This is a genomic window from Acinetobacter sp. YH16052 (assembly GCF_013417155.1).
Classification (GTDB): domain Bacteria; phylum Pseudomonadota; class Gammaproteobacteria; order Pseudomonadales; family Moraxellaceae; genus Acinetobacter.
The window spans coordinates 1-2,437 of the sequence record NZ_VPEO01000097.1 but is presented as its reverse complement, the minus strand read 5'-3'; the positions used below and the strand labels follow the sequence as shown (position 1 = coordinate 2,437).

Genomic DNA, 2,437 nt, shown 5'->3' with positions numbered 1-2,437 from the left:
TTTTCTCTGATTACAAGCTCCCTTTCGATTTTAAACGGTAGGTACAGAGCATCCCGAATGGGTGCGAACTTTGGAGCTTTTGCTTTTCAAAAAGTATGAGCGAAGCGAATACATTATCAATGCTTTTGCTTTTAGATTTCACAAACAGGATTAACCAAAAACTGCCCCACGAAGCGAGGAACGAGCTTCAATAGAGTACGAGCTTTAGCGAGTACATAGGGCAGTTTTAATAGTTTTTCCCTTTTTAATAGTTTTAATAGTTTTAATAGTTTTAGACAGCATGAAAGCCTTATATAGCAATACTCTTCAGCCTCATACAACGACAGATTTACCCTTATACAACGACAGATTTACCCTTATACAACGACAGATTTACCCTTATACAACGACAGATTTACCCTATATAACGACAATAAAAAATAATGTTGTTGTTTTAATTAACGCTTTTATAATATAGTGTCGTTTTATTGCAGAAAAATAATCCTTAAACCAAATGAAAAATGATCTAGTTATAAAAAGTAATACTCTTGTTGAAGCTTGCTTTAATCTCAGTTTGACTGAATATCGAATACTACATGTAGCCTTCACTGAATTAGCTGAATATGAAAGTGATAAAGGCTTATTCCACACACGAGAATTTAGAGTATATGCAAAAGATTACTCCAAGCTATTTAATACTGATGAATCCGATGCTTATAAGGTATTAAGGGATGCAAGTGAGCGATTATTTAACCGTTACTTCACGTATGATCGGGTCTATCAAAAACCTGATTTTATAGAATGTGTTAAATCGAGATGGGTACAAAAAATTAGTTATGCAGATACGCAGGGATATATTAAATTTCAGTTAGCCGATGATGTTTTTAGCATGATTGGACAACTGAAAGATTGTTTCACACGATATAGATTATCTAAAACAGCCCAATTAACGAGCGTTTATGCTATTCGCCTTTATGAAATGATGATTCAATGGCAAAGCACGAAAGTTGTTCCAGTAATAGAATTAAATACGTTAAGAGAACGCCTTGCTATTGAGGAGCATGAATATCCTAGAGTCTATGATTTTAAGAATCGTGTCTTAGACCCTGCTATTAAACAAATTAATAAATATACAGATATCACAGTAAGTTACGAACAACACAAGCAAGGACGTATCATTTCTGGGTTTTCATTTAAGTTTAAGCAAAAAAAAGACGATAAACCTAAAATTAATACTAAGCGTGACCCTAACACCCCTGACTTTTTTATAAAAATGACCGATGCACAACGCCATTTATTTGCCAATAAAATGTCAGAAATGCCTGAAATGAGTAAATATTCAAAAGGTACAGAAAGCTACCAACAATTTGCTATTCGTATCGCTGACATGCTTTTAGAGCCTGAAAAATTTAGAGAACTTTACCCATTTTTAGAGAAAGCAGGATTTAAATCATGATGCAACTGGAGAACCTAACAGCCAATTTTCAAGGCGTTCAAATTGAGTATACCGACATCGTTAATTATGAAATTGCGAGGGAGAATATCTGCGGTTATATCTTTCTATTATCCCGAATATCCCAGAATGCAGAACCCACTGAAAAAATGCAGATGGAAAGCAAAATAGAGGACTTAATTTACTATCGGGATAATTTGCAGATCAAGGATAAAGTAAATATCCAAAAAGTCTTAAATGAGCTAATTCCAGAGTATAAAGCCGAACAAGAAAAGCAAAGAGCTAAGAAAAATTAGGCTTTCTTCTTAACTTTACTTTTTTGCTTAGGCTTAACAGTAAATTGCTCTCCCAAAGCCTTGCCTTGTTTAAAAGTGACAATTTCCTTAGCTTCAATTTTAAGTTTTTCGCCAGTTTTAGGATTGTGTCCCATTCTTTCGGCACGCTGTTTTACTTCAAAAGTCCCAAAATCAACTAATCGGACATTTTTATCTTCAACCAGGGCTTCTGTAATGACTTCAAGAACAGAATTAAGAACAACTCTTGCTTCATCTTGATTAATATTTAATTTAGGTGCTAATTTGGCAATTAAATCGGCTTTATTCATAATTAATTGTCCTCAATATTTGGTAAGTCAAAAAGCTGTCGATCTCTATTTTCTGTTAAATATTCGTTGAGTTCAGCGAGTATTTTTTCTTTATTGGCTTCATTTGCCTGCATTTTCTTAATCAAGTAAGAACCGAGCAAAATTTTACGCCTAGTATCATCCTTGCGCTCCTGTTCTTTCTTTTTGGTACGTTCTCTTGCTTCAATAGCCTGTTTCTGTGCTTTTAACTGTTTCAGCTTCTCTAACTGGGCTTCAATTTTCTTTTCGATATTTTCAGCAGATTTAGTCATAACGGTTAATTTCGGAATATAGAAAACCACTCAAGCATAAGACCCTATGAATTGAAATTCAAGCGGGTAATATGCTATCGTGTTTTTCATGAAATGCGCACTTACGACTTG

Annotated in this window: 4 protein-coding genes; 2 read left to right on the top strand and 2 right to left on the bottom strand. The window is 34.2% G+C overall.

Annotation, left to right across the window (positions count from 1 at the left end; all coding sequences use genetic code 11):
* The first annotated feature begins 493 nt into the window (after positions 1-493).
* Complete coding sequence (repM, locus tag FTV42_RS16275; RefSeq protein ID WP_087554602.1) at positions 494-1,435, top strand: replication initiation protein RepM; 942 nt, start codon at positions 494-496, stop codon at positions 1,433-1,435.
* Positions 1,432-1,728 (top strand): hypothetical protein, encoded by a 297-nt coding sequence (locus FTV42_RS16270; RefSeq protein WP_159516833.1) that lies wholly within the window; start codon positions 1,432-1,434, stop codon positions 1,726-1,728. The genes repM and FTV42_RS16270 overlap by 4 nt, the downstream gene beginning before the upstream one ends.
* Here FTV42_RS16270 and FTV42_RS16265 read toward each other — a convergent pair.
* Together FTV42_RS16265 and FTV42_RS16260 are read right to left on the bottom strand one after the other, a co-directional pair.
* Positions 1,725-2,036, bottom strand: coding sequence for an HU family DNA-binding protein (locus FTV42_RS16265; RefSeq protein WP_159516832.1), 312 nt, complete (start codon positions 2,034-2,036; stop codon positions 1,725-1,727). The two genes, FTV42_RS16270 and FTV42_RS16265, sit on opposite strands and share 4 nt — an antisense overlap.
* Positions 2,037-2,038: 2 nt before the next feature.
* Entirely contained in the window at positions 2,039-2,326 is a 288-nt protein-coding gene (locus FTV42_RS16260; RefSeq protein WP_159516831.1) for a mobilization protein, read from the bottom strand.
* Positions 2,327-2,437 lie beyond the last annotated feature (111 nt).